The sequence below is a fragment of the Ilumatobacter coccineus YM16-304 genome (assembly GCF_000348785.1).
Lineage (GTDB): Bacteria > Actinomycetota > Acidimicrobiia > Acidimicrobiales > Ilumatobacteraceae > Ilumatobacter_A > Ilumatobacter_A coccineus.
This window is the reverse complement of the sequence record NC_020520.1, coordinates 393530-419864: the sequence shown is the minus strand read 5'-3', so window position 1 is coordinate 419864 and position 26335 is coordinate 393530. Positions and strand designations below refer to the sequence as shown.

The following is a 26335-nucleotide window of genomic DNA, read 5'->3' as shown; positions in this document are numbered from 1 at the left end:
CCGACGCGTCAGTTGCGCGGCTTCACCTCGGCGAGCGGCCGACAGCACGGCCGCTTCCACCCCATTCCCTCGACCTTGCCCTTCGGCGGCCAGTAGTCGTCGCGGCTGTACGCCCACCACTCGAACGGGTTGATGAAGTACGCCGACGACTCGACCACCTTCGTGAAGCGGTCGCGTCGCCGAGCGACCAACCAGATGACCATCCCGGCCCCACCCCCGGCGATCATCCAGCCGACATAGAGCACCGGGAAGAACGGCCCGAACCAGCGGGCCTGCCAGCAGTGCACGTCTTCGTGGTCGGTGATGAGGCGAGTGCGGCGCTCGCGCTCGATGTCACCGGCACCGCCGATGACGTTGCCGAGCGTGATCGCGAAGCCCTTGCGCGGCATGAAACCGCGCCGGTAGACGTGACGGTTCTGTCGCTCCGAGAGTTCGGCGGCGTACCCCGAGTTGGGCATCGCCATGCCGACCGCGTTGGCGAACAGCCCCGCGGTGGTCATGGTGAGGCCCCACGTCGAATCGAGGGTGAACGCAACGAGCCCGCGGCTGCAACTCCACTCGTAGACGCCGCGCCAACCCGAGATCGCGCCGTTGAGCGCGCCGACCGCGGCCAACGGAACGGTGAGCCCGACGAGCGAGCCGGCGCCAGCGGCCATCGCTCCCCCGAGCGCGGCGACGCCGACTGCTTCGAACAGTCGGCGTCGTTTCATTCGAGGGGATGTGAGTTCGGGTGTCGAGGGCGTCAGCGCTGCTGCAGCTTGGCGAGCAGACGCAGGATCTCGAGGTAGAGCCACACGATGGTGACCACGAGGCCGAGTGCGGCGACCCACTCGTAGGCCTTGGGGAAGCGCTGGGCGACACCCCGTTCGATCAGGTCGAAGTCGAGCGCCAGGTTGAACGCCGCGAGACCGCAGACGAAGACCGAGAACAAGATGCCGAGCGGGCTCGCGCTCCGGAGGAAGGCGACGTCACCACCGAAGAGGTTGATGATGAACGACACCAGGTAGAGGAGCATGATGCCCATCGTTGCGCCGATGACGATCTTGCGGAACCGCTCGGTGACCTTGATGATGCCCGTTGCGTAGAGCAGCAGCATCGAGGCGACGACGGCGACGGTGGCCCCAGCGGCCTGCAGCACGATCCCGTCGTAGAACGTCTCGTAACCGTGCGAGATGGCGCCGACGGCGAAGCCGTACGCGAGGGCGTAGACCGGACCGAGGAACTTGGCCCACATCGGCTTGAACGACGACGCGATGACGGCGACGAAACCGACGACGATGCCGATCGTGGCGATGGCCGGGAACTGGTAGGTCTCCTGACCGTTCTCGAGCGTGGGGCCCGACGAGGCCATCCAGCCGAATGCGGCGGAGATGAGGAGGAGGATGAACAGCGACGCCGTGGCGGTGATGGTGCCGTTGAGCGTCATCACCTCCTTGTTCCAGGAGCTGACGGGTCCGTCGTTGATCGGCGCACCTGCGGGGGCGCCGGGGTCGGTGATGATGGAGGAGCCCATCGCTGGGGCGGCCCAGCCGGCGCGGTCTTCGTTCATCCGCTTTTCGTTGAACAGTGGATTCGACATACTCCTCTGAACGCTACCGCACCCACGTTTGTTCCGGGGCTCTCCGGGCGGTGTTCGCCACGCGCTGCGGTCAGCGCAGGTCGTGGGCCGACGTGCCGTCCCACAGGTCGATGTCGGGTGCCGAGCTGAGCACGCCGACGCAGCTCTGTGCCATCTCGACCATGAGTGGCGAGTCGAAGTGCGCTCGCTGCGCGTCGGCGTCGTCCCACTTCTGGATCACGAGATGTCGACCGGGTGTGGTGACGCTCGAACACAGATCGACGTTGCGGCACCCGTCGACCATGCGGGTGAGCACGACGTACTTCGAGAGGATCGCGAGCAACGCAGCATCGTCGACAGCATCGAAGCGCATCGTGACCACCGCCAGTTCGATCTCGCCGTTCGCGTCGATCGCCGGATCGGTCATGCGTTCCCCCTGTTCAGCGCTCACTTCCGACCTATCTTCCCCGTCGATACTGCCATCTGTATTTGTGATACCAAACTCTCCGTCATCTCAACCAGCGATACAGGCCGCACCGTCTGCGTTCGCGAGTTGGTCGGTTGTGATGGCTCGGTATCGTGACGCTCGTCTCCCGGTGTGCGGCACCAGAGCCGATCACTGACGGGGCGCTCATAGCTTCGCTGACATCATCGCATCTTCGCAAACTGCGCAGGATGATGATCAGCCCGAATCGAAGGAGTTGCCGGTGGCCAAAGATCGAGTCGAGCGGGACGACGAGGACCTCGTCCGCCTGTACCTCACCGACATCGGGCAGTACACGCTGCTCACCAAAGACGACGAGGTTCGACTCGCCAAGGCCATCGAGGCCGGAAACGAAGCCATCGAAGCGCTCGACGCCGGTGGCAAAGAGGTCTCGGCGGCCAAGAAGCGTGAGCTTCGCCGCACGGCTCGCAAGGGCGAAGAGGCCGAGCGCCAGTTCGTCCAGTCGAACCTCCGCCTGGTGGTGTCGATCGCCAAGAAGTATCAGGCGTCCGGCCTCCCGCTGCTCGACCTGATCCAGGAGGGCAACCTCGGTCTCATGCACGCCGTCGAGAAGTTCGACTGGCGCAAGGGCTTCAAGTTCTCCACCTACGCCACCTGGTGGATCCGCCAGGCGATCACACGAGGCATCGCCAACACCGGTCGCACGATCCGCCTCCCGGTGCACGCCGGCGACACGCTCGCCCGTCTGCAGAAGGCGCGGTCACGCCTCGAGCTCAAGTACGGCCGCCCCGCCACGCTCTCCGAGCTGGCGAAGGAAGTCGAGATGCCCGAAGACAAGGTGACCGAAGCACTGCGCTTCGCCGCCGAGCCGCTCTCGCTGTCGGAGCCGCTGCGTGAAGACGGCGATGCCGAACTCGGCGACGTCGTCGAAGACCGCTCGGCCGAGTCACCGTTCGAGGTCGCCGCCACCGCGCTGCTCCCCGAAGAGATCTCCCGTCTGCTCGCACCGCTCGACGAGCGCGAGCGTGAGATCCTCAAGCTTCGCTTCGGCCTCGACCGCGGTGAGCCACGGACCCTCGAAGAAGTGGGCGACCACTTCAGCCTGACCCGTGAGCGCATTCGTCAGATCGAAGCTCGCGCCATGAGCAAACTGCGCCACCCGTCGAGCGACACCGGCGCACGCGACCTGCTCGCCGTCTGATCGGGAGCGGCGCACGCCGCACTCAAGTCTCGGCCCCGTCTGGCCGATCATTCACTGATGATCACGGTACGACGCGCCACGCTCGACGACTTCGACGTCATGGCCGCTGCGTACACGGCTGCCTGGCGTGAAGGCTTTCGCCACATGTTTGCAGCCGACGTGTTCGCCGACGACCGCTTCGACGCCGAACGGCGCGAAGAGTGTCGGGCCTCCACCCTGCAAGATCACATCGACACCTACGTCGCCGAGAACGAGTCCCGTGTTGCTGGGTTCGTCACGGCGTCGAAGCGTGGCCGCATCGTCGAAGTCGACGATGTCTGGGTGCATCCGCACTCGTGGGGCTGCGGCGCCGCCTCGGCGCTGATCTCGCGGGTCGAAGACGACCTGCGAGCCGTCGGCGGCCGAATGCTGACGACCTGGGTGCCCGAAGACAGCCCCGTGGGGCGCAGGTTCTTCGAGAAGATCGGTTGGCGTCCGACCGGCAACATCGAGTTGCTGGCCGTGTACCCGCAGAACCCGAACCGCATCTTCGAGTACAGCCGCACGCTCGCCTGAGCCGCGGCCACCTCCCGCTTCCCCAAGGCTCCTCGCAGCCACCTCCGCACTGCCCCGCCTCGGATCTGGCGCGCCTCGACCGAGGAGCCCCGCCTCGACCACCTCGCCCGGAACGCGAAACGTCCGCTCGCTCCCCGACGAATCGGGAAGACGAGCGGACGCTTCGGTCGACGAGGTGATCGTCAGTCGATGGCGATGAGTTCCACCACCAGCGACGAGTCGATGACTCCGAGGCCGACGCCGAGGACGCTCGACAACACGATCTCCAGCGTGTCGCCGGCTTCAGCGTGGACCAGTTCGGTCGTCGAGGACGTCCCGAGCGCCTCCAGGTCGACGAGACGACCCGGTGCCTCCACTCCGTCCACTTCGATGGCGACGGAGCCGGCGACAGCCAGCCCGGCGGTCACGTCGTACGACACCTTGTAGGTGCCGGCCGTGTTGAACACGAACGTGTCGTCGTCGACTCGGCTGATCGCCGACCCGACGCTGACGCCGTCGGTTTCGAAGTCGATGGCCGTGCTGCCCAACACGGCGACCGAGATGCTCACGCCGTTCGAGTAGGCGCTGAACGCCGAGTCGGTGAGTGCCGTCGGCATGCCGGTCAGCGGCTGGCCAGCGGGCCAGGTGCCGCCCGACTTCGGGCCGTACATGGTCAGCGTGTTGGTGTCGATGTACATGTCGCCATCGGAGCCGTCGCCGGCCGTGGGCGGCACGACACCGTTGAGCATGATCGAACCGTTCAGATCGGCGCCCGGTGTGGGCCATGCTCCGCCGGCCTTCGGGCCGTAGAGCATGAGTCCGACGGTGTCGATGTACATGTCGCCGTCGCTGCCGTCACCGGCGGTCGGCGGAACCACACCGCTCAACATGATCGAACCGTTGAGATCCGTTCCGGGCATGGGCCAGGCGCCGCCGGCCTTCGGGCCGTACATCTTCAGACCCACGGCGTCGATGTACATGTCGCCGTCGCTGCCGTCACCGGCCGTCGGCGGAACGACGCCGCTCAGGAGCACCGAGCCGTTGAGGTCGGTGCCCGCCGGCCACACGCCGCCGACCTTCGGGCCGTAGATCATGAGGTTGGTCGTGTCGATGTAGACGTCGCCGTCGTTGCCGTCGGCGTCGTCGGGCGGAACCGTGCCAGTCAGGAATCCGGCGCCCGGATCGAGGTCGGTTCCTGCGGGCCAGGCACCGCTGGCCTTCGGGCCGTAGAGCATGAGTCCGACGGTGTCGATGTAGTGATCGCCGTCGTTGCCGACGCCGGCCGTCGGGGGCACGACGCCGCTCAGGAACGCACCGTCGCTGCTGCCGCCGAGTCCCCCACCGAGGGAGATGCCGGCCGGCCAGACGCCGGAGTCCTTCGGGCCGTACATCTTCGAACCGAGCGTGTCGATGTACATGTCACCGTCGCTGCCGATCGCGGGCGTCGGGGGAAGTGCACCGGTGATGAACTCAGCACCGCCGTCGCCGAGCGGCGAACCTGTCGGCCAGACACCGGCGGCCTTCGGGCCGTAGATCATCGACGCAACCGTGTCGATGTAGTGATCGCCGTTTTCACCGACACCAGCCGTCGGTGGAACGAGACCGGTGATGAACTCCGAACCGACACCGAGATCGACGGCCGGCGACCAGGCGCCACCCGTCTTCGGGCCGTACAGCATGAGCGAGTTCTCGTCGAGGTACATGTCGCCGTCGCTGCCGTCACCGGCGCCGGGCGCACCTTCGCCGACCAGGAAGTCGGATCCGGTGATGAGCGACACCGGGCTGCCCCAACTGCCGGCCGTCTTGGGGCCGTAGAGGTCGAGGCCGACGGTGTCGATGTAGTGATCGCCGTCGTCGCCGAGCGTCGCCAGCGGTGCGGTCGCACCCGTGAGCAGCTCAGCGGTTCCGGGAAGTGCGAGGTCGACGGCCGGAGCCCACGCGCCGCCCGCCTTCGGGCCGTACAGCATGAGCGAGTTCTCGTCGAGGTACATGTCGCCGTCGCTGCCGTCACCGGCGGTCGGCGCACCGGCGCCGACGAGGAAGTCGGTGCCGGTTCCGTCGGGACCGACAGCGACAGGCGCGCCCCAGCCGGATGCCGTCTTGGGGCCGTACACGGCAGGTGCTGCGAGGTCGAGGTACATGTCTTCGATGTCACCTTCACCGATCGACGGGGCACCGTTGCCCGACAGGAGGGCAGGAGCCTTGGCGGCGCTCGGCGGCGTAGGGTCGTCACCGGCGATCGGGTCACCCCATTCGCCGCCGGTCTTGGGGCCGTACATGTCGCCGGTGTCTTCGTCGATGTAGAAGTCACCGTCGTCGCCGACGCCAGGTCCGGGCAGCCCCTGATCCGACCAGAGGGCGCCACCAGCGGCGTCGATGTCGTCGAGTTCGCTGAGCGGCACGTAGTAGCCGGCGACGTCGAGCACGATGTGAGCGTTGCCGCGTTCGTTGTAGACGTCGATCGATCCACTCTCGGCGAGCTTGGCGATCACGAAGTTGGGAGAGGCGACGCCAGGCGACGCGTTGTTCACGGCCGTGTACGGACGCGGGTCGCCCGTGGGCCAGATCGTCATGAAGCTCGGCATCGTCGTCTGTGCGGTGAACGTCGTGTTCAGCGCGACACTCGTCGCAGCAGCCGGGATCCCGCCGACGCCGACCACGTTGACGGTGACCGACTCACCAGGCCCGAGCGGACCAGCGGCCGAGACACCGACCCCTTCACGGGTGTCGAGCAGCCGAACCGGCGAGATGCCGATGAACACTTCGGCCTCGTCGGCCGACGGGCCGCCAGCTTCACCGAGCGAAGCCGCCGACGCCGAGGTGACGAACGCCGACGTGTCGATCGACGACGCGCTGATCGACGTCACGCCGGACAATGCCAGCGCCGACATCGACGCCACTGCGCCGATTGCGAACCTTCTGGCTCGTGATCCTCGGTGACCGGCCAGATCTTCATGAATCGCTGGTACTCGCATGTGAGGTACTCCCATGATTGCGGTGGTGGCTGAGTGTGGAGGTGACAAGCGCCTCACCTCTTGTATCGACCACCCTCTGTGACACTTGAGTCCGAGAGTCCGAGGGTTGACGAAATCATGCAAGTACCGGATCGACCGCCACCCACCGCGCAAACTGGTGCGCCGACCACGAACCACGGCAGGAGGTCACCCGGAGCGGCCGTGGCCTCCAATTTTCTTCCAGAATCTCACGCTCTGGGGAATTGCGGCCACTCCGAGCGAGAACAAGAGGTGCGAAGCGAGTGACACTTGTCGGATCGAAGACGATTTCAGCGCCCAGCTCACACTCACGCTACGTGGCAGCCGGAGCATCGGCGAGGCCACGAAATTCGTCGCGACGCACCGAAAAACACAGCCGCCGACGACATCACCAGGCGGTGAGGTCGTCGGCGGCTGCTCGACGGTTCGTCGGAAGGCGCTCAGCGCGCAGGATCAGGCCGGGCCGGAGAACGCCCCGTCCTTGACGGCGCTCGTGTTGGTCAGGAATGCCACCTTCGGGTCGTACTCCTTGGCCTTGTCTTCGCCGTCGCCGACCTCCTTGCGACCGACGACCATCCAGTGGACCTCGTCGGGGCCGTCGGCGAGACGGAGCGTGCGCTGACTCGCGTACATGTCGGCCAGCGGCGTCCACTGCGACACGCCGGTGGCCCCGTGCATCTGGATCGCCTGGTCGATGATCTCGCAGACGCGGATCGGGACCATGGCCTTGACGGCGCTGACCCAGACGCGTGCTTCGGCGTTGCCGAGCGTGTCCATCGCCTTGGCGGCGGTGAGCACCATGCGGCGCATCGACTCGATCTCGATACGAGCCTTGGCGATCATCTCGGTGTTGCCACCGAGCTTGGCGAGCGGCTTGCCGAAGGCGTCACGGCTCATACCGCGCGACACCATCAGCTCGAGCGCCTTCTCGGCCTGACCGATCGAGCGCATGCAGTGATGGATACGACCCGGGCCGAGGCGCACCTGGCTGATCTCGAAGCCACGGCCTTCGCCCAGCAGCACGTTCTCGTACGGCACACGGACATCGGTGAACTTGATGTGCATGTGGCCGTGGGGAGCGTCGTCCTTGCCGAACACGTGCATGGGGCCGAGGATCTCGACGCCGGGAGCATCGATCGGGACGAGGATCTGCGACTGACGCTGATGCGGCGGGCCGTCGGGGCTCGTCTGCACCATGGTGATCATGATCTTGCAGCGCGGGTCGCCGGCGCCCGAGATGTAGTACTTCTCGCCGTTGATGACCCATTCGTCACCGTCACGGACGGCCTGACAGGCGACGTTCTTGGCGTCGGACGAAGCGACATCGGGCTCGGTCATGGCGTACGCCGAGCGGATCTCGCCGCGGAGCAACGGGTCGAGCCATTCGCGCTTCTGTGCCTCGGTGCCGACACGCTCGAGCACTTCCATGTTGCCGGTGTCGGGGGCGGCGCAGTTCATCGACTCGGAGGCGAGCGGGTTCTTGCCGAGCTCGATGGCGATGTAGGCGTAGTCGAGGTTGGAGAGGCCCTCACCGGTCTCGGCGTCGGGCAGGAAGAAGTTCCACAGCCCGTTCTCCTTGGCCTTGTCCTTGACCGCTTCGAGGAGTTCGAGCTGACCCGGTGCGTACGACCAGCGGTCGGTGCGGTTCTCGCCGAGGCGGAAGAACTCCTCGGACATCGGCGCCACTTCGTCGGCGATGAACGCCTTGACCTTCTCGTAGAGAGGGCGCACGCCCTCCGACATACGCAAGTCGTACATGTCGACGGTGGATTCGAGTGCTGCCATGGGCTTCTCCAAGTTTCGAGATCGGTGGACTGTCGCGAACCTAGTGACCGGACCGGTTCGCGTTGGTATCGACGTCCGAGGAACCGGTCACACGATCAGCCGTTCACTCGGGTTCGGGCTCCGCCTCGGGCGCTACGAAACTCTGGCCCCATCGTTCGATCTCGTCGAGGTCGCTGCTCCTGGGCGCGATGATCAACATGACGTCGCCGGCCTCGATCGTGGTGTCGCCGTGAGCGACCACCGTCGCGTCGTTGCGGTGGATCACTGCGATGCGCGCCCCGGCGGGCGGCGGCGACACGCGAAGCGTGGTCGACGGAACGTTCGCATCGTCGGGAATCCTGATCTCGACGAGGTCGGCGTCGTGCGCGTCGACCGGGATGATCTCGCTGCGCAGCCGGACACGCTCGTCACCCACGACCCCGAGACGGCGGGCGAGCGCCCCCACCGTGGGTGCCTGGAGAGCGACCGAGAGGATGACGACCACGAACGCGACGTTGAAGATGACCGCACCGTCGGGGTGTCCGGCGGTGAACGGAATCGTGGCGAGCACGACCGGCACGGCACCGCGGAGCCCAGCCCACGACACCACCGCCATCCGACGCAGCGGCATGCGCCATGGCAGCAGCACGAGGGCGACCGCGATGGGCCGGGCGAGCAGGATCAACGTCGCGGCGGCCACGATCGCGACGCCGAGGTGGTCGGTGAGCTGGCTGGGGAACACCAGCGTGCCGAGCATCAGGAACAGCACGCCCTGCATCGTCGCCGCGAGACCTTCGTGGAAGTACAGCACGCCGCGACTCGCCCGCCTCGACCCGGTGAGCACGACGCCGGTCAGGTAGACGGCCAGGAATCCGGAGCCGCCGACGGCTGCCGCTGCCCCGTACGAGATGCCGGCGATCGCGAGGGTGACGACCCCGACCGACACGGCTGCGGTCCCGCTCACTCGATCGACCATCCAGCGTCCGAGCCGACCGACGAGCAGCCCCGCAATCACACCGGCGCCGAGTTGCACGCCGAGGAACCACACCCAGTCGGTCACGCCGGGGTCGGCTCGCCAGGTCTCGAGCACACCGATGGTGAGCAGCACGGCCACCGGGTCGTTCATCCCCGACTCGAGTTGGAGCAGTTGCTGGGTCCGCGTCGGAAGCGATTCGGATCGGAGCGCGGCGAACACCGCTGCAGCGTCGGTCGAGGCGACGACCGAACCGAGCAGGAAGGCGGTCGTGGGTTCGAGATCCATCACGAGCCACGCGACCAACGCCACGACCGTTGCCGTGATCGCGACGCCGACGCTGGCGAGCGCGGCAGCGGGCGCGCCGACGGAACGAAACGCTCCGGGGTCGGTGCCGAGTCCGCCTTCGAACAGGATGACGACGAGCGCCACCACGGCGATGTTCTGCGCGAGTGCTGCGTTGTCGAAGCGGACGAGTGCGAGGCCGTCGTCGGCGACGAGCATGCCGAGTCCGAGGAACAGCAAGAGGCTCGGGATGCGCAGGCGGGACGTGAAGCCGCTCGCCACGACGCCGACGAGCAGCAGTACACCGGCGAGCAACACGCCCGTGTCGACCGAGAACCCGGCGTTCATCCTGACCCCGCCCGCATGCGGAGCCCGGAACGCCGCCGGACCTCACGAGGAAACCAGCGAGCAGACGACCACATCGACACCTCTCTATCGTGACATTTCAGCGACAGCGCGACGATGCCCGGGCCGCTCGGGCCCGGGCATCGCTCACGTCTGATCAGGTCGGCTCAGTTGCCCATGTTCGGATGGGCACCCGGTGCGTAGTAGCCGGTCACGTCGATGATGACGTGGGCCGCTCCACCCTGGTCGCCGCCCCAGACCTTGATCTGCTGACTGCCGTCGACGGGCACCGTGGCGCTGTTCGACAGCGCCTGGCCCACACCGAAGTTCAGCACAGCGGTGTTGAACTCGGTGGCGTCACCAGCGGTGACCGACACGAAGTTCGGGCCGGTGGTGCCCGCGACCGCGATGTTGTAGGTGATGGCCGTCGCGTCGGCGGGGACCGCGTCGACGAGGCCGGGGATGGCCACGCCGTCGAGGTCGTAGCCGTCGCTGACGTCGATGACCTTCGAGTCGTTCGGGATGAGCAGGCTGAACTCGTCGTACGTGTCGATGCGGCTGTCGAACACACGCATCGGCTCGATCGGGAAGTACGCCTCACCGGCGTCCTCGGCGAGCGGCACCTGGTACTCGATCTCGACGCCACAGAGCAACTGATCGGCCAGCGCCGCGTTGTCCATCGCCACCTGCACGGTGTGGAAGTTGTGGTCGGTTCCGAGGACCATGCCGCCCGTGTTGTACGAGCCGGTGACCTCGTCGAGGTTGTCGTCGCTCATGAATGCGACCGCATCGCCAGCCGACACGCCCGACGTCGAGAACGACGTGACGGTCGCGGAGCTCAGTCCGGCGGTCGGAGCCAGGAACGGGCCGAGGGTGGCGGTGGTGCGGTGCAGACTGATGACGATGTCGTCAGCGCTGTTGTCGTCGCCGTAGAACTCGACGCGCTTGATGCGGGCACCGTCGGGAAGCTCGACCGGAGCGTAGAGACGGGTCAGTGTTCCGGTCGACGCCGCGCTCGGGCTCAGACATCCGTGGGGGCCCACGTCGACGCGGTCGTCGGTGTTGTCGAGCGGGTCACCCTGCATGGCGGTGAACCCACGGGCGTGGATGAACTTGGTGAGGATCGTCGGGTCGTAGTTGGCGGAGCTCGTGGTGACGAGCGAGTCACCGTCGCCCGACGTGAGCGCCGGCCCGTCGGCGGGCTCGGGCACGACCGGTTCACCGGGAGGCGGCGACGTGTCGGGCGCTTCGCCCGAGATGCCGGCGAAGGTCTGTGCGCCGAAACCGATCGTGGCGGCGAGACCGAGCCCGACGGCGACGCGGGCTCCGTTGCGGAGTGAGCGTCGGTGGCCGGCGGCGTTGCCACCGCAGTGCTGGTCGCTCGTGTTCTGTTCGTTGGTGTGGCGGATGGTGGTCATCTGGGTTCCTCTCGTTCGGCACCCACGGTGAGTGCTCGCCGTACAAGAGGACCGACCTCGCCGTTCCTTTCACTTTTTGCGCGACATTCTTTCCACGCCCGATCCGTGTGCCTCGCGAGGTCGAGCACCTGTGTCGATGCTCGACCTCGCAGCCACGAACACGGTGCTACCCGGCGGCGACCGAGTGAAGACCGATCATGTTGCCTTCGGTGTCGGTGACGATCGAGACGAACCCGTGCTCGCCGATCGAGAACTTCGGCCGCACGATGGTTCCGCCGGCGGCCGGCACCCGCTCGGCTTCCACGGCGCAGTCGTCGCAGGAGAAGTAGACCATCGACCCGCCCGGGCCGGGCTGGGCGTAGTCGAGCTTCACGAGGGCACCGCCGGCGCCGTGCGACGTGAAGTCGTCTTCGAAGGCCCGCATCTGAGCGCTCGGGTCGTTCGGGTCACCCATGGGTGAGAGCTTGGTGTCGAGCACCGTCTCGTAGAAGGCCTGTGCCCGCTCCATGTCCTCGACGTAGATGTCGAACCATCCAACTTTGCGCATGATCGTGTCCTTTCGTGGTTGCGAAGACCGTGTGTCTTCGAAGACCACTCAAGTCGACCGAGAGCGAGAAGGATTGTAGATATCAGACATCGAACGTCTTGTTGAACTGACCGGGGGTGTAGCCCGTCAGTTTCCGGAACGAATGGGTGAAGTGCGATTGATCGGCGAACAGCAACAGGTAGTCGTTGCGGAACGAGTGCTGCACCCGCAGCACCTTCCACAGGTCGTGCGGTGTGAAGCCGGTGGTCGACTTCAACGCGCGCTGGAGTTGGCGCGGCGACAGTGCCGCCACCTCGGCCATGTCGGCGACGCTGTAGATCTGGTCGAGGTTGTCGAGGATCGCGGCGGTCACCGGGTTGGGTTCGACGAGCCCTGCTTCCCGCAGCGTCACGACGAAGTCGGAGAACACGGCGACCTTGCCGTCGAGGTCGTGTTCGGCAGCCGCCACACACACGTCGACGAGCGGCAGGTCGCCCTCGTACGGTTCGCCGACGTAGTGGTCGACCGATGCGTCGGGGTCGCCACGCCACACGCCGGGGAAGAACTGGATCCCCGCGAAGTGGAACGACCTGCCGAGATCGAGCGAGGTGTGCGTGGTCTGCAACTGGGTCACCCCGGCGATGCGGGTGTCGTGCTGGTCGAACAGCAGGTTGACGCAGGCGTCGGGCACGGCGTGCAGCGTGAAGTCCTCGTCGAGATCGGTGAGGGTGCGCATCTCCCAGAAGCAGTGCACGAGCTCACCGAGCTCGGCGGGTGGACGCACCTCGGTGTAGACGACCGACTCGACGTTCTTCGCAACGCCGTCTTTGACCGGGTCGTACATGCGATCCGGAGCGTAGGCGAGCGCCCTCTCGGTTGCTGAGAAGCTCGGAGGAAGCTCACACCGATTTCACAAGTTCGACGACTTGGCTGGCCAACAGATCTTCCACTCTCCACCTCCCACTCCCCCGATCGGAACTCGACATGATCAAGCAGCGCATCAGCAACCACCCGGCCATCCGTCGGGGCCTCACCGCATCCGTCGTCGCCCTGAGCTTGACGCTCACCGCGTGCGCCGGGTCCGACGCCGCCGACGCGGACTCGACCGCCGTCGTCACCGACGCGACGCCATCGGCCGAGGAGACCGACGAGGTCGCCACCTCGGTCGACGAGACGACGTCCACCACCGACGCGACCGGAGATGACTTGGCGACCGTCGAGCCAGCAGCGGTCGGCGGCCTCCCCGTCTTGGACGACACGCACGCCGACGACAACGACGGCGAGTACGACTCGGCCGACGCCATCTCGATCACCCTCGCCGACGGTGCCACCGCAGTGTCGGGCGACGGTGCAACGGTGAGCGGCGACGTCGTCACCATCACCGACGCCGGCACCTACGTCGTGTCGGGCGAACTCTCCGACGGTCAGATCGTTGTCGACAGCGCAGACGACGGCAAGGTCCGCCTCGTGCTCGACGGCGCCGACATCGCATCGTCGACCACATCACCGATCGTGTTCGCCCAGGCCGACGAAGCGGTCGTGGTGCTCGCCGACGGTTCGGTCAACACCCTCGCCGACGCCGCAGCATCGGGTGACGACGACGACCTCGAGGACGCACCGAACGCCACGCTGTTCTCCGACGACGATCTGACGATCGTCGGGTCGGGCACGCTGAACGTGACGGGGGCGAGCAACGACGCCATCACCAGCATGGATGGCCTCGTCATCCTGTCCGGCACGATCAACGTCGACGCGGTCGACGACGGCATCCGCGGTAAGGACTACGTCTACGTCGCCGGTGGCACCATCGACATCGTCGCCGGCGGTGACGGGATCAAGTCCGACAACGACACCGCCGACGAGTTCGGCTGGGTGCAGGTCGAGGCGGGCACCATCACCGTGTCGGCCGGGGCTCAGGGGCTCGACGGCTACGGCGCCGTCACGGTCATCGGCGGCGACGTCGACGTGATCGAGTCGAACGAAGGCCTGCAAGCGATGGTGATCACCATGGCGGGCGGCAGTGTCGACGTCGTCGCCTCCGACGACGGCCTCAACGCCACCGCCCACACCGCCGACGGCGGCGCCGAGGCCGTGGAAGAAGGCGTCGCCTTCACGATGACCGGCGGCACCATGACCGTGGCTGCCGGGTCGGACGGCCTCGACTCCAACGGCGTGGCCACGATCACGGGCGGCACGCTCGCCATCGCCACGGGCGCCAGCTCCAACGGTGGCAACGGTGCGCTCGACGTGAACGGCACGTTCTCTGCGCCGGGCATCGTCACGGTCGATGCGAGCGCCATCGCCGCCGGCGACACGATCTCGATCGTCGGAGCCAACGGCACCACCGTCGCCGACTTCGTGGCCACGACCACGGCCACCTCGCTCACCGTCACCGCTTCCGAGGTGGTGCCGGGCGAGACCTACACCGTGCTCGCCGACTCGGACGAGATCGGCACCGCGACCGCCACGGAGGCAAGCGAGTCCGTCGCCGTCGGGCGCGGTGGTGGGGGCGGCGGCCGCGACCGCGGTGCCGCACCCGACCAGTGACCGGCTCACCCGCCGACGACGAACAGGAAGCTCGGGGAGTGAGCAGCGCCGTCGAGTTCCTCGATCTCGACGACGTCGTCGGGTTGGCCATCAGGCTGCTCGGCGATCCGCCTCCGATCCGCGAGATCGGACTGGTCGGCGCCGCTGTCGCCCGCCCCCCACGGCGTCGCGATCTCGAAGGCCAGCAACGACCACGTCTACGACCTCGTGATCGGCGTAGCCGCGGGCGCCACGGCCCTCAACGCGATCGCCAGCCGACTCCGCCAACTCGGCGAGTAGGTCGGCACGTACCCGGACCACATCATGACTGGATGACGGCGACCTCTCCTGTGGGCCCGGCGCACTGTTCGGCTCGGCCGATGACGGCATCGCTCGTGGTGAAGGCCGACAACTGGCTCGGGGCGTGGTACCCGCCGCCCCTGCCGTCGATGGTCGACCCGACCGGGATGGTCGACCCGTCGGGCAGCAGGACCGCGACCTCGTCGGCGAGCCATCGAGTTCCGTACTCCCAGAGCACGACCGAGCGAAACTCGTCGCTCCCGACGTAGAGACAGTCGCCTTCCTGCATCAGCAGGCCCTCGATCAGCGCCGCCTCACTCTCCCGCTCTCCGTCGGGCCGCTCGCTCCAGTACACGAGTGGACCCTCGACGCCACCGGCCGCGTCGAGCGACGAGGCCACGAACCCATCGGTCGGGTCGGGGCAAGACGATCGGGACTCGAAGGACGGGATCACGATCGTGCTGTCAGGACCGGGGAAATCGACGTTCACATCGCTCCACCCGTTCGCTTTTGCAAGTTCACCGATGCTGATGCAGAAGGTCTCGGCGATGAGCACCGCGTAGTCACCCTCCTCGATCGAGTACCGAAGACATACTTCCGGTGCCGCACAGGTGGCGTCGGGGCGATCGACCTCCGCCGGGTCTGTGTTCTCGCTCGGCGCGTGGGTGAAGACCGCCTCTCCGCGGGCGAGAAACTCGATCCATTTGCTGCTCGACGTGTTCGCGTCGAGCGGAGCGGTGACGACGATCGTTCGACCGACGGCCTCGACGTCGATCGACTGGTAGAAGGTGGCGGGCGCCAGCGCATCCCGTGCCGATGGCTGGTGCCAAGCACGTTCGACACTGTCGCTCATCGCTGTTGCCGCCTCTGGGTCATCGAACACGTACGTGATCACCGTGCTGAGATCACCTGCGCCGTCGACGGTCGTGCCCACAGCGATCACCGAGAACGGCTCGGAGATCGGTATCGGCTCGGGTACGGCGGATGCGTCGATCCTCGCCGCCACCGAGAAATCCACGACGTAGGCCTGGACTTCGATGAGCGAGAACTCGTCGAGCGCTTCGGCCGCGGCTCGCATGCGGGGATCGTCGATCAGGCGATCGCCGCCACGCTGCCATGCCTCGATGTCAGCCGTCGACGAACTGATCGCCACACGATCGGTCGTCACCGCTGCTCGAACAGGCTGGCCGAACGGACGGATCACGCTCATGTCGTCGACGCTTCGGGAATCATCCTCGCCCGATCCGTAGCTGAGCAGTCCACCGCCGACCGTTCGCAGCCAGGCCGCAGGCGATTCCGTGTCGCTGACATGCTCCCAGTTGGCGTGTGCTCGCGCGAGTGTCTCCTGAGCAAGATCGTTCGCGACCTCGCCGCTACTCGTCAGCGCGATACCGAGCGCGACCAGTCGCGGGTACTGCTCCTTGAACAGCACCTCGAAGTCGGTGTCGGTCGCCACGGTCACATCATCATTGACGCAGCCGGCCCCTCACGGGTTTACCTGGTGCGGAACTTCGTTGGGGCGACCGGGTCGTCGACGAACAAGCCCGTGACAACGATGTTGGCGGAGGTGGACGGGAATCGAACCCGCCGGATGGGGATCGCCCATCCCAACCGCTTTGAAGGCGGCGGAGCCCACCAGGTACCCAGACACCTCCCGGTAGTGCAGGCCTGACGCTACCGGCCGCGCGGCGGTCGAACGCGACTCAGCCGGTGATGAGGTCGACCACGGCAGTCAGGTCGTCGGCCTGGGTCTGCAGGTCGAGGAAACCGGCGAAGGCGCCGGGGTGATCGCCGTCGGCGGCGAGTCTGAGCGCCTCGGATGCACTCGCTGCGAAGTCGCGGAGCGTCACCAGCCCCGGGTCGGTCGCGTCGGCACCGACCGCTGCGACCAGTTCGTCGGAGACCTCGCGAACGCCTGGCGACGCCGGTGCGGCCGACAGATCATCGAGGTGATCGACCGCCTGCTCGCCGAACACTTCGAGCTGGGCCGACCAATCGGCGACCAAGGCACCGTGCTCGCTCGCGAAGGCAGTGAGTTCGTCGGTTGCCTCGATCACGACCGCAGCAACGGTGGTCGTCGTCTCGGGCACGGTCGTCGCCGGCGTGGTCGTGGGCGCCGCCGTCTCGACCGTGGAGGCCACGGGAGCGTCGGCCGAGGCCGAGTCGTCGTCGCCTCGTCCGCACGCGGTCACGCCGAGCAGGCACACGGCGGCGAGGGCACCGGCACCGAGGCGCGGCAGGGAAGTGAGAGCGTTGGGCATGAGTCGTTCCGTTCGAGGGTTCGCCTCTTCATCGGAGCAACGGGCACCGACCTGAAGCGTTCGGCACCACCGATTCGTCGAACACCGCCGCATCGCCCACCGCGACTGGCAGCATCGAGAGTCATGAGCGACCACGCAGCACCGATCAGCGACGAGGCGCGCCGGCTCATCGACGAGTTCGGACTGGAGCCGCATCCGGAAGGCGGCTGGTATCGACAGACGTTCGCCGACGAGGCGACCGACGGCACGCTGCGATCGACCGCGATCTACTACCTCCTGAACGCAGGCGAACGATCTCGGTGGCATCGAGTGCTCCACGCCTCGGAGGTGTGGCACCACTACGCCGGCGACGCGCTGCGACTCCGCATCTCACCCGATGGCGAGTCGGTGACCGAGCACCTGTTGGGCGTCGCCGTCGACCGCGGCGAGCGGCCCCAAGTGGTCGTTCCGACCGGCGAATGGCAGTCGGCAGAACCCACGGGATCGTGGACGCTCGTCGGCTGCACGGTCGCGCCCGGATTCCGATTCGACCAGTTCGAACTCGCTCCGCCCGGATGGGAACCCGGCACCGGCTGAACCGCTCCGGCACGTCGTTCGCGAACCTCGCTACACCACTCGTCGAGCGGGTGACGAGATGTGCCACAAATCCGGGAAAGAGACGCATGTCATCTGCCGGATGAGGCCTTCGGGTTCGTATGGTGAACGTGATCCAAAAACCCCGAACACGCAGGAGTTACAACATGTCCACTTCCCTGATCAACACCGAGGTCAAGCCCTTCTCGGCCACCGCGTTCCACAACGGTGAATTCGTCGACGTCTCCGACGCAGACCTGCGCGACAAGTGGTCGATCGTGTTCTTCTACCCCGCCGACTTCACGTTCGTCTGCCCGACCGAACTCGGCGACCTCGCCGACAACTACGAAGAGTTCCAGAAGCTCGGCGTCGAGGTGTACGCCGTGTCGACCGACAAGCACTTCACGCACAAGGCGTGGCACGACGCCAGCGAGACGATCAACAAGATCACCTACCCCATGATCGGCGACCCGACCGGCGTCATCACCCGCAACTTCGAAGTCATGATCGAAGAAGACGGCCTCGCCGAGCGCGGCACCTTCGTCATCGACCCCGACGGCAAGATCCAGGTCATCGAGATCAACGCCGGCAACATCGGCCGCTCGGCCACCGAACTGCTCCGCAAGGTCAAGGCCGCCCAGTACGTCCGCGCCAACCCGAACGAAGTGTGCCCGGCCAAGTGGGAAGAGGGCGAAGCAACCCTCGCTCCGTCGCTCGACCTCGTCGGCAAGATCTGATCCGACTCCACCGTCATTTCTTGTACACCCTCCATCATCACGGAGAACTGAACAGATGATTCTCGACGCTCAACTCACCGAGGCGCTCCGCGCCCATCTTCCCAAGATCGTCCAGCCGATCGAGCTGGTGGCTTCGCTCGACGACAGCGCGACCAGCACGAAGATCACCGAGCTCCTCGGTGAGTTGGACGTCTTGTCCTCCGACATCAACACCCGGACCGATGGCGACGACGAACGTCGCCCGTCGTTCCGCATCACCCGCGTCGACGACCCGGCCGTGTCGGTCACCTTCGGTGGTGTCCCGCTCGGCCACGAGTTCACCTCGCTCGTCCTCGCACTCCTCCAGGTGGGCGGCCACCCCTCCACCGCCGACCCCGAGCTGCTCGACCAGATCCGCAACATTGAGGGCACCCACCGCTTCGAGACGTTCTTCTCGCAGAGCTGCCAGAACTGCCCCGACGTGGTGCAGGCGCTCAACCTGATGAGCATCCTCAACCCCAACATCGAGCACGTCGCCATCGACGGTGCCGCGTTCCAAGACGAAGTCGAGGCGCGCGAAGTCATGGCCGTGCCCACCGTCTTCCGCAACGGTGAGAGCTTCGGACAGGGCCGCATGACCCTCGAAGAACTCGTCGCCATGCTCGACTCCGGCAGCGCCGACCGTGCGGTCGAGAAGATCAACGAACTCGACCCGTTCGACGTGCTCATCGTCGGCGGTGGCCCGGCCGGATCATCGGCGGCCGTGTATGCGGCTCGCAAGGGTCTGCGCACCGGCGTCGTCGCCGAGCGCTTCGGCGGTCAGCTCCTCGACACGATGGGCATCGAGAACCTCATCTCCAACCCGTACACCGAAGGTCCGAAGCTCGCCGCCGAACTCGAATCCAACGTCCGCGACCACGACGTCGAGGTCATCACCGCGCAGCGCGCCGAGCGCCTCGAAGCCGCCGACAGCGCTGGCGGCCTCCACACGATCGCCCTCGAGAGCGGCGCCGCGCTGCAGTCGCGTTCGATCATCCTCGCCACCGGTGCCCGGTGGCGCAAGATCGACGTGCCCGGCGAGGCCGAGTACGCGAACCGCGGCGTGGCCTACTGCCCGCACTGCGACGGCCCCCTCTACAAGGGCAAGCGCACGGCCGTGATCGGCGGCGGCAACTCGGGTGTCGAGGCCGCCATCGACCTGGCCGGCATCGTCGACCACGTCACGTTGATCGAGTTCGATCACCAGCTGCGCGCCGACGAAGTGCTGCAGGCCAAACTTCGCAGCCTCCCCAACGTCACGATCATCACCAGCGCGATGACGACCGAGGTCGTCGGCGACGGCAAGAAGGTCACCTCGCTGGTCTACCGCGACCGCAACGACGACTCCGAGCACACCGTCGAACTCGAAGGCATCTTCGTGCAGATCGGTCTGCTGCCCAACACCGAGTGGCTCGACGGCACGATCGCGTTGTCGAAGCACAACGAGATCGAGATCGACAGCCACGGCGCCACGTCGATTCCCGGTGTGTTCGCCGCCGGCGACTGCACCACGGTGCCGTTCAAGCAGATCGTGGTGTCGATGGGTGCCGGTTCCACAGCGATGCTGTCGGCGTTCGACCACCTGATCCGCACGTCCGACGCCTCGGTTCCGGCCTGATGCCGCGGCGTTCCGACGCCGCCTCGCTCCAGACATCTCACACCTGACCGTCGCCGCGCGCGTGTTGGCGTTCTGACGCACGTCGGTACCTTGCCCGTACCGACTCCCTCCCCGTGACCTTTCACATCAAGGGGAGACACCATGCTCACGATGTTCCACGCCGTCAAGGGCGGGAGCGGCACCACGGTCACCACGGCGCTCACCGCGCTGGCGCACCGGGGGCCGACACTGCTCGTCGACCTCGACGACGAACTCCCGGCCGCGCTCGGCGTCGGTGGCACCGATCGGCCCGGTGTCGTCGACTGGCTCGGGAGCGACGCGCCGCTCGATCATCTGTCCGACCTGATGGTCGAGGTCAACACATCCACCTCGATGCTGACGACGCGTCTCGACGCCGGCGCCGCTGGTTCGGCCGCGGCACGGCTCGAGGCATCGACGACGCGCTGGATGCAACTCTCGTCGTGGTGCCGATCGTGGGCGACTCGATCGGGTGGTCGGGTGTTCGTCGACGCCGGCACGCAACCGTTGCCGCAGGAGTTCGTGGCGGCGTGCGATCAACGACTGCTGGTGACGAGGTCGTGCTATCTCGCGCTGCGTGAGGCGTCACGCCGATCGCTGTCGTCGACGGGCGTCGTGGTCGTACGCGAGCCGGGGCGCACGCTCACCGATCACGACATCGCCACCTCGGTCGGTGCGCCCGTGTCGGCATCGCTCACCTGGGAACCCGCGATCGCCCGCTCGGTCGATGCCGGCCTCCTCACCTCTCGCCGCGTCGGCCGCTCCACGTCGCGCGAGTTGCGGCGACTCCTCCGCTCACACGTCCTCGCCGAGTCGATCGCCGCCTGATCGCATGGTCGACGCTCAGATCGTGCACGCCGTGTGCCGCGCCGTCGCCGACGAACACGGCGACATCGACGAGTTGATCGATGCCGAACTGCGGCGGCTCGCGCCGCTGGCCACCGCACTCGAACGACGACGCATCCACGCCGAGGCCACCGCCCGCCTGACCGGGCTGAGCGAACTCGAGGCGCTCGTCGCCGATCCGACCATCGACGAGATCCTGGTCAACGACCACGCCATCTGGGTCGACCGCAACGGCGAGCTCACGCGCGCCGGGTCGCTCACCACCACCAGCACCGAGCAGGTGATCGAACGGATCCTGGCACCGATCGGCCGACGCGTCGATCGCACGAGCCCGATCATCGACGCTCGCCTGCCGAGCGGTGCCCGGGTGTGCGCCGTCGTGCCCCCGATCTCGATGAACGGCCCGACGTTGTCGATCCGCCGATTCGCATCGACCGCTCGACGGCTCGACGAGTTCACCGACCCCGTCGGCCGAGCACTCTGCGTCGAACTGGTGCAGGCCGGCTGCAACGTCGTGGTGTCGGGAGCCACCTCGTCGGGCAAGACCTCACTGCTCGCCGCGATGATCGCCGAGGTCGACGACGCCGAACGAATCATCGTGCTGGAAGACACCAGCGAACTGCCGTGCGAGGCACCACACCTGGTGCGGATGGAAGCCCGGCCGTCGTCGGCCGAGGGCCTGCCGGCAGTGCCGCTCGAGCAGTTGGTACGGACCGCGCTGCGCCTGCGGCCCGACCGGCTGGTGGTCGGTGAAGTGCGCGGTGACGAGGTGCTGGCGCTCACGCAGGCCCTCAACACGGGGCACGACGGATCGTTCTCCACGTGCCACGCCAACGGTCCGCTCGATGCGCTGCTCCGGCTCGAATCGTTGGTGCTGGCGGCGGCGCCGCAGTGGCCACTGCCAGCGGTGCGCCAGCAGCTGGCCCGCTCGATCGACGTCATCGTCCATGTCGCCCGACGTGGTTCGCAGCGACGCATCGTCTCGATCGCCGAGGCGCAGGTGCCCGACGACGAGTCGAGGCGACCGTCGCTACGCGAGCTCGCCACCATCACCTCTGCCGACCGGCTCGAACTCGTCGGTCGGCTCCAGCGTCGGCGGCGGACGTGATCGCGCTGCTCGCTCCGGTCGCGTCGGCGGGCGTGATCGTCGTGATGGCCAGTTGGTGGCACTCGCGGCAGCCCGCGCGTGAGCTCTGCACTCCCGGCCAGGCACCACCGGCGGAGCATGCCGGTTGGAGGCAACGACTCGCTCGTCGGTCGATGACGGTCGGGGCGTGGTGGCAACGTCGTCGCGTCGAGCGTCAGCGGATCGGCCCGTCCGACGTGGCGGCGTGGGTCGACGACCTCACTCGCTCGGTGCGGCGCGGCATCACGCTCAGGCAGACCATCATCGACACTCGGCCCGATCACGACGGGCTCGCCGCGTCGACCGAGCCGCTCCGACATCGCGTGCAGCGCGGTGCCGACGTGGCCGCCGCCAGCAGCGAGTGGGGATCTGAACTCACGGCCGACCATCGCGTCGAACGACATCTGCGCTCGACGGCGTCGGTGCTGTCGATCTCGTCGTCGGTCGGCGGCGGTGCAGCGGCACCGCTCGATCGGCTCGCTGCAGCGCTACGCCAGACCGCAGCCGACGAGTCGGAGCGGGGTGCTCAGAGCGCGCAAGCACTGATCTCGGCACGTGTGCTCACCTGTGTTCCCGTCGCCATGCTCGCGCTGTTGCTCGCGCTCGACGACGACGTTCGCTCGGTGGTCCGGTCGCCCCCTGGCGCAGCGGTCGTCGCGTGCGGCCTGGCTCTCAACGTGCTCGGCGGCTGGTGGATGCGTCGGATCATCACGAGTGGTGGCCGATGATGTTCGTCCCTGAGCTCAGCGCGATGGCCGGCGTGCTCGTCGGTGGGTGGATGCTGCGCTGTCGAATCAGCGCGCGTCGAGTCGTCGCCACCTCGGTCGGTGACGCTCGGCCGGCGGTGCACGAGCGCCAGATGACGCGTCGACAGCGTCGGGTGCTCGCCGGCGTCGGTCTGCTCGCCGCTGCGCTGGTCGACCCGATCATCCCGGTCGCGATCGGCCTCGGCCTCGTCGTCGCACCACCGATCCGACGGGCGCTGCACGATCGGCGGCAACGCGTGCTGATCGCCGCCGCCGTGCCCGATGCGATCGAACTCCTGATCTTGATGATCCATGCGGGGCTCACCCCGCATCAGGCCGTGCGCGCATCGTCGGCGCAGTCGCCGCAACCGATTCGGCCGGGTTTCGCCGAAGTCGTGCGGCGACTCGATCGAGGCCAGCCGCTCGCCGACGCGTTGCGCGGATTGCCCGACGTGTTGGGCTCGGCGCTCGACCCCATCGCCGACACGCTCGCCATCGCCGAGCGCTACGGCACCCCGATCGGCGATGCGCTCGTCCAGCTGGCGGGCGAGGTCCGACAGCAGCGGCGCCGTCTGGCCGAGGCCGACGCCCGCAAGCTGCCCGTGCGGCTCTCGTTTCCGTTGGTGTTCTGCACCCTTCCGTCGTTCGTGCTCGTGGCGATCGCTCCTGCGGTGATCGCCGCCCTTTCGTCGCTCGGTGACACCACCTGGTGACCGCCCGTCCTCTCTCGATCCGTCTGGAGCACTCATGCCGTTCATCACCTTTCATCCGTTCAGCGCGCTGCTGACCGTGGCCGTCCTCGCCCACCGCTGGGCGTTCGACCTCGGCGACCGTCTCGCCAATCGAGTCGAGCGACTCGTCGCCCGGTGTCGAGACGATCGCGGCCAGGCGACGACCGAGTACGCCCTCGTACTCTTGGCCGCCGCGCTCGTCGCGTTGCTCGTCGTCGCCTGGGCGACGGCCGGCGGTGGCGCAGCCAGGGTCAGTCGCCTGTTCAACCGCGTGATCGACGCCGTCATCGACCGCGTCTGATGACCGCCGCCGATGCTCCCACCGCGGGCCGCTTCGACGCCCGCGTCGAGAACGGCCAGGCTGCGGTGGAGTTCGCGGTGGCGTTGCCGCTGATCGTGGTGGTGTTGCTGGCGATCACGCAGGTGGGGGTGTCGGTGCGCAACGAGGTTGCCGTCGAGTTGGCTGCCCGTGAGGGCGCTCGCGCCGCGGCTGTGTCCGGCGACCCCGCCGGCGCGGCCGCGGCTGCGGCGAGGCGAGCGGTGTCGTTGCCGATCGAGGTGTCGACGGCGTCAGGCGGCGGTCGCGTGTCGGTCACGGTCACCTACGTCGACCCGACCGACATCGCGATCATCGGTGCCGCCATCGGTCCGATCACGCATCGGGCCACCGCCACGATGGCCGTCGAGCCACCGTGAGCGGGAAGTGTGTTCGGCCGGAGTGGCCGAACAGTCAGTTGGCGCCGACGGGTGGACCCTGCACCTGGCAGGCGTAGTCGGCACCGTGGCGCATCAGCTTCTCGATGTCGGGCGCCGACGGTTCCGGGAGGCCGTCGTGGAGTGCAGGTTCGCCGGCAGCGATGTGGAAGCCTTCGAACCCCCCGGGTGTGTTGATCTCCAGCAGTTTGCTGTCGGCCTCGACGCGGAAGGCATGTGGCACCCCTCGGGGAAGGAAGACGCCCTCACCTGCGTCGACGACCTTTTCGACCCGATCCCCCATGGGGTCCAGCCACGCGGTGATCGTTCCCTCGAGCACGAAGAGGGTCTGGTCTTCGCGTTCGTGCACATGCACGGGCGTGCCGTAGCCCGCCCGATGCGTCTGCTTGCAGACCGACAGCGACCCGTCGGTGTCTGCGGCCGACACCAGCACTTCCATCAGGAAGCTGTCGAACCAGAACTTCTTGCCGGTGGGGTTCTCCGTGATTGTCATGAGCTCCTCTTTCATCTCGCGGTTCTTCGTCTGACCGTTCTTCGTGAGACAGATGTATCACGAGCGCCACCCCCATTGCAAGACATTTGTCTCACGATGAGATAGGGTTCGCACGATGGCGATTCGATCGAACCAGAAGGCGCGCACTCGGCAAGCGTTGCTCGATGGGGCGGCTCGGGTGCTCGCCGACGGCACTGCAGAACCGTCGATGGATCAGATCGCCGAGGCGGCGCAGGTCAGCAGGGCGACGGCCTACCGGTACTTCGACTCGTCCAGCGAGGTCGTGTGGGAGGTGATGTCCGACCGTGCGATCGCTGACGTCGACGCAGTGATGGCGGCAGCCGGCAACGACATCACCGACCGAGTGCTGGCCGCGGAGGAAGCCATCAACGGATACTTGTTCGACGACCCCGACGGCGCTCGCGCCTTCGAACGGGCGGCTCTCGATCGCAGCCTCAGAGGCATGGCCCAAGACACCGATCGTGCCGCGCGCCGCCTCGGCTACATCGATGCTGCGCTCGAACCGATCGCAGACCGACTCTCGCACAGCGAACGCCGAAGCGTTCGCCACGCCCTCGCACTCGCAATGGGTTCGCAAGCGGTGCCTGCGATGCTCGACACGTGCCGACTCGACGTGGACGAGGCCCGTTCCGCCACCCGATTCGCCTGTCGCACCATCGCCACCGAGGCCAGCCGATTGGCCCGAGCCGGCGCTTCGGTGACCTCGTAGGCCCCGGCGGTTTCAGCGAACCCTCGCCGATCTCAGATCTGCAGGCCGGTGGTCGCGCCACCGTCGACGAGATAGTTCGCTCCGGTGACGAAGCTGGCGCGATCGCTGACGAGAAACGCAACGACGTTGGCGACCTCCTCCGGTGTACCCAGCCGCCGGAACGGGTTCTGCTTGACGGTCGACTCCCAGAGCTTGCCGCCCTCTTCGCGCGCCTTGTCCCATGTTCCACCGGGGAAGATGATGTCGCCGGGCGAGACCACGTTCACTCGGATACCGCGCCGAGCCACTTCGAGTGCGAGTGACTTCACCATGCTGACGGTCGCGGCCTTCACCGCCGCGTAGGCAGGAATGCGTGGCGCTCCGGTGTTGGCGGCGCGAGACCCGATGCAGACGATGTTCGCGCCCTCGTGGTCGCCCATCCTCCCGAGCGCTGCTCGGAGCAGCTCGTCGGTGCGAACCAGATCGACGTTGACCGATGCGGTCCAATCGGTGCCTGCCATCGCGGACACGTTCGACACGACGATGTCGAGTCCGCCCAGCTGATCGGCTGCCCACTCCACGAGCGCAGATGGCTCACCCTCGACAGCCATGTCGGTGGGGCGGTGATGCACTTCCCCCGACGCTGACAACTCGCCGGCTGCTGCGGCGAGACCGTCGGCGTCGCGTGCACAGATGGCGACCTTTGCTCCCTCGGTCAACAGCGTCTGAGCCATCGAGCGACCGATGCCCTTGCTGCCGCCCGTGACGAGAACGCGCTTGTCGGTGAGATCGAGATCCATCGGCTCACTGTAGGAGGACACTCCCACCCGGCTTCCGATCGCTGGCGGCGACGAGGCCTGCCGGCCGACCGTCTCGT

General features: G+C 67.2%; 27 protein-coding genes and 1 tRNA gene. 13 read left to right on the top strand and 15 right to left on the bottom strand.

Annotated features, from left to right (window positions below; translation table 11 throughout):
• Positions 1–8: 8 nt before the first annotated feature.
• The 3 genes from YM304_RS01940 to YM304_RS01930 all read right to left on the bottom strand — a co-directional run bounded on the left by YM304_RS01940 (position 9) and on the right by YM304_RS01930 (position 1985).
• Complete coding sequence (locus tag YM304_RS01940) at positions 9–710, bottom strand: hypothetical protein (protein ID WP_015439941.1); 702 nt, start codon at positions 708–710, stop codon at positions 9–11.
• A gap of 32 nt (positions 711–742) precedes the next feature.
• Positions 743–1579 carry a Bax inhibitor-1/YccA family protein gene (locus YM304_RS01935; RefSeq protein WP_015439940.1) on the bottom strand — a complete coding sequence of 279 codons (837 nt, stop codon included), beginning with the start codon at positions 1577–1579 and terminating at the stop codon, positions 743–745.
• A 70-nt stretch (positions 1580–1649) separates the two neighbouring features.
• Positions 1650–1985, bottom strand: a complete 336-nt coding sequence (locus YM304_RS01930; protein WP_015439939.1) for a putative quinol monooxygenase — start codon at positions 1983–1985, stop codon at positions 1650–1652.
• 280 nt (positions 1986–2265) lie between these two features.
• On the opposite strand from YM304_RS01930, the gene YM304_RS01925 reads away from it, so the two are divergent.
• The gene (locus YM304_RS01925) at positions 2266–3204 is read left to right on the top strand and encodes a sigma-70 family RNA polymerase sigma factor (protein WP_015439938.1); all 939 of its coding nucleotides are present in this window, start codon (positions 2266–2268) and stop codon (positions 3202–3204) included.
• 57 nt (positions 3205–3261) lie between these two features.
• Positions 3262–3759 carry a GNAT family N-acetyltransferase gene (locus YM304_RS21760; protein ID WP_015439937.1) on the top strand — a complete coding sequence of 166 codons (498 nt, stop codon included), beginning with the start codon at positions 3262–3264 and terminating at the stop codon, positions 3757–3759.
• Between the two features lie 182 nt (positions 3760–3941).
• On the opposite strand, the gene YM304_RS21755 is transcribed toward YM304_RS21760, so the two are convergent.
• From YM304_RS21755 to YM304_RS01890, 6 genes are all read right to left on the bottom strand, one after another.
• Positions 3942–6605 (bottom strand): BclA C-terminal domain-containing protein, encoded by a 2664-nt coding sequence (locus tag YM304_RS21755; protein WP_051071264.1) that lies wholly within the window; start codon positions 6603–6605, stop codon positions 3942–3944.
• 579 nt (positions 6606–7184) lie between these two features.
• Positions 7185–8516 (bottom strand): acyl-CoA dehydrogenase family protein, encoded by a 1332-nt coding sequence (locus YM304_RS01910; protein ID WP_015439935.1) that lies wholly within the window; start codon positions 8514–8516, stop codon positions 7185–7187.
• A 103-nt stretch (positions 8517–8619) separates the two neighbouring features.
• Entirely contained in the window at positions 8620–10101 is a 1482-nt protein-coding gene (locus YM304_RS01905) for a potassium/proton antiporter (protein ID WP_015439934.1), read from the bottom strand.
• Positions 10102–10265: 164 nt separating this feature from the next.
• Positions 10266–11516 carry a hypothetical protein gene (locus YM304_RS01900; RefSeq protein ID WP_015439933.1) on the bottom strand — a complete coding sequence of 417 codons (1251 nt, stop codon included), beginning with the start codon at positions 11514–11516 and terminating at the stop codon, positions 10266–10268.
• A 166-nt stretch (positions 11517–11682) separates the two neighbouring features.
• Positions 11683–12063, bottom strand: a complete 381-nt coding sequence (locus tag YM304_RS01895; RefSeq protein ID WP_015439932.1) for a VOC family protein — start codon at positions 12061–12063, stop codon at positions 11683–11685.
• An 82-nt stretch (positions 12064–12145) separates the two neighbouring features.
• Positions 12146–12886 (bottom strand): helix-turn-helix domain-containing protein, encoded by a 741-nt coding sequence (locus tag YM304_RS01890; RefSeq protein ID WP_015439931.1) that lies wholly within the window; start codon positions 12884–12886, stop codon positions 12146–12148.
• Between the two features lie 140 nt (positions 12887–13026).
• On the opposite strand from YM304_RS01890, the gene YM304_RS01885 reads away from it, so the two are divergent.
• Positions 13027–14589: a carbohydrate-binding domain-containing protein gene (locus YM304_RS01885; RefSeq protein ID WP_015439930.1), complete on the top strand. Its 1563-nt coding sequence runs from the start codon at positions 13027–13029 to the stop codon at positions 14587–14589.
• Positions 14590–14594: 5 nt separating this feature from the next.
• Here the strand turns inward: YM304_RS01885 and YM304_RS01880 are convergent, their stop codons facing one another.
• The 4 genes from YM304_RS01880 to YM304_RS01855 form a co-directional block, all read right to left on the bottom strand.
• Positions 14595–14777 carry a hypothetical protein gene (locus tag YM304_RS01880; RefSeq protein WP_041297907.1) on the bottom strand — a complete coding sequence of 61 codons (183 nt, stop codon included), beginning with the start codon at positions 14775–14777 and terminating at the stop codon, positions 14595–14597.
• Positions 14778–14890: 113 nt separating this feature from the next.
• The gene (locus YM304_RS21750) at positions 14891–16324 is read right to left on the bottom strand and encodes an RNA polymerase sigma factor (RefSeq protein WP_162142017.1); all 1434 of its coding nucleotides are present in this window, start codon (positions 16322–16324) and stop codon (positions 14891–14893) included.
• 103 nt (positions 16325–16427) lie between these two features.
• Positions 16428–16523, bottom strand: a tRNA-Sec gene (locus YM304_RS01860).
• A 48-nt stretch (positions 16524–16571) separates the two neighbouring features.
• Positions 16572–17129: a hypothetical protein gene (locus YM304_RS01855; RefSeq protein WP_041297900.1), complete on the bottom strand. Its 558-nt coding sequence runs from the start codon at positions 17127–17129 to the stop codon at positions 16572–16574.
• A 123-nt stretch (positions 17130–17252) separates the two neighbouring features.
• Between YM304_RS01855 and YM304_RS01850 the strand changes: the two genes are divergently transcribed.
• From YM304_RS01850 to YM304_RS21740, 9 genes are all read left to right on the top strand, one after another.
• A complete protein-coding gene (locus YM304_RS01850; protein WP_015439927.1) occupies positions 17253–17705 on the top strand; it encodes a cupin domain-containing protein in 453 nt (150 codons plus the stop codon).
• A gap of 164 nt (positions 17706–17869) precedes the next feature.
• Positions 17870–18439 (top strand): alkyl hydroperoxide reductase subunit C, encoded by a 570-nt coding sequence (ahpC, locus tag YM304_RS01845; RefSeq protein WP_015439926.1) that lies wholly within the window; start codon positions 17870–17872, stop codon positions 18437–18439.
• A gap of 58 nt (positions 18440–18497) precedes the next feature.
• Complete coding sequence (gene ahpF / locus YM304_RS01840; protein ID WP_041298666.1) at positions 18498–20075, top strand: alkyl hydroperoxide reductase subunit F; 1578 nt, start codon at positions 18498–18500, stop codon at positions 20073–20075.
• A gap of 141 nt (positions 20076–20216) precedes the next feature.
• Positions 20217–20921: a hypothetical protein gene (locus YM304_RS01835; RefSeq protein WP_015439924.1), complete on the top strand. Its 705-nt coding sequence runs from the start codon at positions 20217–20219 to the stop codon at positions 20919–20921.
• Positions 20922–20925: 4 nt separating this feature from the next.
• Complete coding sequence (locus YM304_RS01830; protein ID WP_015439923.1) at positions 20926–22047, top strand: CpaF family protein; 1122 nt, start codon at positions 20926–20928, stop codon at positions 22045–22047.
• Positions 22044–22793 (top strand): type II secretion system F family protein, encoded by a 750-nt coding sequence (locus tag YM304_RS21745; RefSeq protein WP_015439922.1) that lies wholly within the window; start codon positions 22044–22046, stop codon positions 22791–22793. Before YM304_RS01830 ends, YM304_RS21745 begins: the two co-directional genes overlap by 4 nt.
• The gene (locus YM304_RS01820; RefSeq protein ID WP_015439921.1) at positions 22790–23524 is read left to right on the top strand and encodes a type II secretion system F family protein; all 735 of its coding nucleotides are present in this window, start codon (positions 22790–22792) and stop codon (positions 23522–23524) included. The genes YM304_RS21745 and YM304_RS01820 overlap by 4 nt, the downstream gene beginning before the upstream one ends.
• A 34-nt stretch (positions 23525–23558) precedes the next feature.
• Complete coding sequence (locus YM304_RS01815) at positions 23559–23843, top strand: DUF4244 domain-containing protein (RefSeq protein ID WP_015439920.1); 285 nt, start codon at positions 23559–23561, stop codon at positions 23841–23843.
• Positions 23843–24238, top strand: coding sequence for a TadE/TadG family type IV pilus assembly protein (locus tag YM304_RS21740; protein ID WP_015439919.1), 396 nt, complete (start codon positions 23843–23845; stop codon positions 24236–24238). The genes YM304_RS01815 and YM304_RS21740 overlap by 1 nt, the downstream gene beginning before the upstream one ends.
• 34 nt (positions 24239–24272) lie before the next feature.
• On the opposite strand, the gene YM304_RS21735 is transcribed toward YM304_RS21740, so the two are convergent.
• On the bottom strand, positions 24273–24749 hold the full coding sequence (locus YM304_RS21735; RefSeq protein WP_162142016.1) for a cupin domain-containing protein: 477 nt from the start codon (positions 24747–24749) through the stop codon (positions 24273–24275).
• A 115-nt stretch (positions 24750–24864) separates the two neighbouring features.
• Here YM304_RS21735 and YM304_RS01800 point away from each other — a divergent pair, with 115 nt between their 5' ends.
• The gene (locus YM304_RS01800) at positions 24865–25479 is read left to right on the top strand and encodes a TetR/AcrR family transcriptional regulator (protein WP_015439917.1); all 615 of its coding nucleotides are present in this window, start codon (positions 24865–24867) and stop codon (positions 25477–25479) included.
• A gap of 32 nt (positions 25480–25511) precedes the next feature.
• On the opposite strand, the gene YM304_RS01795 is transcribed toward YM304_RS01800, so the two are convergent.
• The gene (locus tag YM304_RS01795; RefSeq protein WP_015439916.1) at positions 25512–26258 is read right to left on the bottom strand and encodes an SDR family NAD(P)-dependent oxidoreductase; all 747 of its coding nucleotides are present in this window, start codon (positions 26256–26258) and stop codon (positions 25512–25514) included.
• Positions 26259–26335 lie beyond the last annotated feature (77 nt).

Bases quoted from the DNA above. Each gene is read 5' to 3' on its own strand.
- YM304_RS01820 (WP_015439921.1), top strand. From the start codon at position 22,790: ATGATGTTCGTCCCTGAGCTCAGCGCGATGGCCGGCGTGCTCGTCGGT.
- YM304_RS01830 (WP_015439923.1), top strand. From the start codon at position 20,926: ATGGTCGACGCTCAGATCGTGCACGCCGTGTGCCGCGCCGTCGCCGAC.
- YM304_RS01930 (WP_015439939.1), bottom strand. From the start codon at position 1,985: ATGACCGATCCGGCGATCGACGCGAACGGCGAGATCGAACTGGCGGTG.
- YM304_RS01835 (WP_015439924.1), top strand. From the start codon at position 20,217: ATGCTCACGATGTTCCACGCCGTCAAGGGCGGGAGCGGCACCACGGTC.
- YM304_RS01800 (WP_015439917.1), top strand. From the start codon at position 24,865: ATGGCGATTCGATCGAACCAGAAGGCGCGCACTCGGCAAGCGTTGCTC.
- YM304_RS01855 (WP_041297900.1), bottom strand. From the start codon at position 17,129: ATGCCCAACGCTCTCACTTCCCTGCCGCGCCTCGGTGCCGGTGCCCTC.
- YM304_RS01895 (WP_015439932.1), bottom strand. From the start codon at position 12,063: ATGCGCAAAGTTGGATGGTTCGACATCTACGTCGAGGACATGGAGCGG.
- YM304_RS01910 (WP_015439935.1), bottom strand. From the start codon at position 8,516: ATGGCAGCACTCGAATCCACCGTCGACATGTACGACTTGCGTATGTCG.
- YM304_RS01935 (WP_015439940.1), bottom strand. From the start codon at position 1,579: ATGTCGAATCCACTGTTCAACGAAAAGCGGATGAACGAAGACCGCGCC.
- YM304_RS21735 (WP_162142016.1), bottom strand. From the start codon at position 24,749: ATGACAATCACGGAGAACCCCACCGGCAAGAAGTTCTGGTTCGACAGC.
- YM304_RS21740 (WP_015439919.1), top strand. From the start codon at position 23,843: ATGACCGCCGCCGATGCTCCCACCGCGGGCCGCTTCGACGCCCGCGTC.
- YM304_RS01940 (WP_015439941.1), bottom strand. From the start codon at position 710: ATGAAACGACGCCGACTGTTCGAAGCAGTCGGCGTCGCCGCGCTCGGG.
- YM304_RS21760 (WP_015439937.1), top strand. From the start codon at position 3,262: ATGATCACGGTACGACGCGCCACGCTCGACGACTTCGACGTCATGGCC.
- YM304_RS01850 (WP_015439927.1), top strand. From the start codon at position 17,253: ATGAGCGACCACGCAGCACCGATCAGCGACGAGGCGCGCCGGCTCATC.
- YM304_RS01890 (WP_015439931.1), bottom strand. From the start codon at position 12,886: ATGTACGACCCGGTCAAAGACGGCGTTGCGAAGAACGTCGAGTCGGTC.
- YM304_RS01900 (WP_015439933.1), bottom strand. From the start codon at position 11,516: ATGACCACCATCCGCCACACCAACGAACAGAACACGAGCGACCAGCAC.
- YM304_RS01885 (WP_015439930.1), top strand. From the start codon at position 13,027: ATGATCAAGCAGCGCATCAGCAACCACCCGGCCATCCGTCGGGGCCTC.
- YM304_RS01795 (WP_015439916.1), bottom strand. From the start codon at position 26,258: ATGGATCTCGATCTCACCGACAAGCGCGTTCTCGTCACGGGCGGCAGC.
- YM304_RS01815 (WP_015439920.1), top strand. From the start codon at position 23,559: ATGCCGTTCATCACCTTTCATCCGTTCAGCGCGCTGCTGACCGTGGCC.
- YM304_RS01905 (WP_015439934.1), bottom strand. From the start codon at position 10,101: ATGAACGCCGGGTTCTCGGTCGACACGGGCGTGTTGCTCGCCGGTGTA.
- ahpC (WP_015439926.1), top strand. From the start codon at position 17,870: ATGTCCACTTCCCTGATCAACACCGAGGTCAAGCCCTTCTCGGCCACC.